At 63.5% G+C, this 2,697-nt stretch carries 3 protein-coding genes and 3 pseudogenes; 3 read left to right on the plus strand and 3 right to left on the minus strand.

Going from position 1 to position 2,697, the window contains the following annotated elements:
• The 3 genes and pseudogenes from EP26_RS37100 to EP26_RS38910 all read right to left on the minus strand — a co-directional run.
• Positions 1 to 312: pseudogene (locus EP26_RS37100) on the minus strand (IS5/IS1182 family transposase); the annotation flags it as partial.
• Positions 313 to 335: 23 nt separating this feature from the next.
• A complete protein-coding gene (locus EP26_RS32780; RefSeq protein ID WP_052389892.1) occupies positions 336 to 548 on the minus strand; it encodes a transposase in 213 nt (70 codons plus the stop codon).
• Entirely contained in the window at positions 518 to 919 is a 402-nt protein-coding gene (locus EP26_RS38910) for a transposase (RefSeq protein ID WP_052389893.1), read from the minus strand. Before EP26_RS38910 ends, EP26_RS32780 begins: the two co-directional genes overlap by 31 nt.
• A 75-nt stretch (positions 920 to 994) precedes the next feature.
• Between EP26_RS38910 and EP26_RS30365 the strand changes: the two genes are divergently transcribed.
• The 3 genes and pseudogenes from EP26_RS30365 to EP26_RS30375 all read left to right on the plus strand — a co-directional run.
• Complete coding sequence (locus EP26_RS30365) at positions 995 to 1,483, plus strand: NUDIX hydrolase (RefSeq protein WP_052389894.1); 489 nt, start codon at positions 995 to 997, stop codon at positions 1,481 to 1,483.
• An 82-nt stretch (positions 1,484 to 1,565) separates the two neighbouring features.
• Positions 1,566 to 1,954 (plus strand): annotated as a pseudogene (locus EP26_RS37950) (IS3-like element ISMtsp5 family transposase); the annotation flags it as partial.
• A gap of 104 nt (positions 1,955 to 2,058) precedes the next feature.
• A pseudogene (locus EP26_RS30375) lies at positions 2,059 to 2,319 on the plus strand (transposase); the annotation flags it as partial.
• Positions 2,320 to 2,697: the final 378 nt, after the last annotated feature.

The following is a 2,697-nucleotide window of genomic DNA, read 5'->3' on the forward strand; positions in this document are numbered from 1 at the left end:
GAGTGCGGCTTCGCCTTGCTGAGTCTGCAAGAGGCAGGCGCGCAGCCTTGAGCTAACGATCGTCTTGTACCGGGCAGCCGTAGTCTCGGCGAGACTGCGGCTACTGTGATCTGCATCCTTTTGCCAAGCCATGCGGCTTTTTTCGGCGACGAGCGGGATGTGGCGATCACATTGGCTTAATGCCTCAGCAGTCCCCGTGCTTGGCTCCGCCGGTTCACGCAGCGGGATGATGACCTTCGCCGGTTGATCAGACTGATGAGTGGCGATGGCGGGGTACACTGGCTCGCAGTCATAGGCGCTGCCCGCTGGCACGGACGCGATTCCTCTTCGGTCTTCTAGAACAACGCTGACACCTGACCGCCATCGTCAGCGCCGTTGTCGGTCAGCATGCAAGCGACGATCTCGCCGGTGCCGGCACCGACGGCGAGATGCAGCTTGCGCCAGGACCGGTGCGCCCGGCCATGGTTCTCCTCATTCCAACCGCCCTGGCCAAACAGCTTGAGGCTGGTACTATTGATCAGCAGGTGCAGCCGGTCGTGCGGGACCACTTTCGGCTGCCGCCAGCGAAGCTGCAGCTACGCCGGTTCAAGGTCGTGTGGCCCGGGACACGCAGCGCTGACCCGAGCAACTGCAGCACGCTCGTGGCGAAACCCTCGGCTTGGCGCGGGGGGAGTTGGAGGACGAGCCACAGCATCAGCATCGGCTCGATCACTGCATCCAAGTCCCGGGCCTGGCCGCCTGGCGTGCTCCGCCGCGGTGCCTGCCACCCGCTCAGAGCATCCTCATCGAACCAGAGCGTCAGCTCTCCACTCCGCCGTAGCCCGGCCTTATAGGCCGGCCAGTTCCGGATCCGGTAGCGTACCTCCGGAATACTGTGACGCTGGGTGGCGTTGTGTTTGAATGGCGCCCTTGAAACCATAACGGATTGGTTGCATCTGGGTCATCTGCCACGGCTCTGTGCACCAACACGGAAGGAATGGAGATTGCGTCTGCTATGACGGATTGGCTCTGGCGGACTGCCTACAAGATCGGCTTCCGCGCGGCCCGGTTCTGGTGGTGGCTGCGTCGCCCAGATCATGACGGCGCCGTGGTGGCGATCTGGCTCGACGGTCGCATCCTTGTCGTTCGACAATCCTACCGCTCGAACTTCTCCTGGCCCGGAGGCCGGATTCACCGGAATGAGAACCCCAGGGACGCGGCTCGGCGTGAACTCGGCGAGGAGCTTGGGCTGGCGATCAGCGCCGATGCCCTCGTGCTCGCCCGGGAAATGGTTGTGGATTGGGACTACCGACGCGACCGCGTGCGCATCTTCGAGTTGCATCTGCAGGCCGAGCCCCGGATTCGCCTCGACAACCGTGAAGTTGTGGGTGCCCGTTTCATCGATCCACTCGCGCTGCTGCAGACGGACGACCTCCCTCCGTTCATCCGGGGCTATTTAACAGAGCTGCTACCAAAGCGTCAGCGTCCGTTGGCTGGGGCTTGACGGACTGTGTGATCATCCTCCGCTCCACAGTTGAATGAGACATCCCGCAGGTGGATGGTGTCCGCGGATGGGGTTTACAACGATGATAGGGTTGACGGATGCCGCTGGTCCTGGCTGGGTGGCCGGACGTCACGGCAGCACAAGCGGGACGCGTGCTGCGGCTGCTCCGGGGCGAGGACCTGAAGACGGTCTCTCAGGCGCTGGGTGTGACCGCGGTTACCCTGAGCAGCTGGCGCGGCGCCTTTCTGGCTGCTGGTGAGGCGAGCCTGGCTATGCCGGCCCACGGCCGGAGAGGCGCTTGAGAGCAAGCGGCTCAAGGCCAAGCTGGGCGAAATGCTGCTCGAGCGCGAGTTGATGGAGGCCAAGGTGGCATCCCTTGAGGGTGGCCGCCCTTGTCCCGCGGAGGTCACGGCCATAAGCCTGACCGCTTCGCCTAGCAGCGGCAGGCTCTACGGTCTGGTCCGGGTGTGTGGACTTCCCCCTGAGACTGGAGGGTTTGCTAACGAACCCAGGCACCTCAGGAGGGAAGGAGGGCGGAGACGAACCCGACGGAACTTAAGCGGAATTTCAAGGCGCAGGCAGTGAAGCAGCTGCTGGACGGCGGCAAGGGGTTGTCGGAGGTGGCGACGGAGCTCGGCCTCGGCATCGGGCAGCTCAGCCAGTGGCGCACCGAGCACTCGGCGGCCGGCTCGGCCGAGGCGCTGGCGACCCGCAAGGCAGAGCAGGCCGAAATGCAGCGCCTGAAGCGCGAGCTGAAGCGGCTCCAGGAGCAGGTGGAGATCCTCCACAAGGCGGCCGCTTTTTTCGCCAAGGGGGTTGAGCTGCAAAGGGGATGAACGGGACGACGTTCAGCTTTGTGTCGGCCGAGCGGGCGAACTACGCCGTCCAAAGCCGTGCCGAGGCGGAAGCCCAGTGCACAACAATGGCCTAGCTCCCCTCAAAGGAAAACAGATGCTAGGTCGGCCTGATCGTGATTGCGAAGCTATTGGTTATCCCGGCGGGATTCGAAGCTGAACGGTTTACTGAGCGTATCGCGCCCAACCCGCGGGCTTGATGTCAGGGATGCCACGGGCCACGCCTCGCTTACGTTTCGGGTGGTCTAAACGCAACAAAATCCCGCCAGAGCTCTACCTCGACTATTATGTAGTAGGGCCGCACCGGAACTGCTCCTTGCGTTCAGCCTTTCGGTCTCCGGCCCACGGAGTTGAAAATGC

The organism is Belnapia moabensis DSM 16746, assembly GCF_000745835.1.
Lineage (GTDB): Bacteria > Pseudomonadota > Alphaproteobacteria > Acetobacterales > Acetobacteraceae > Belnapia > Belnapia moabensis.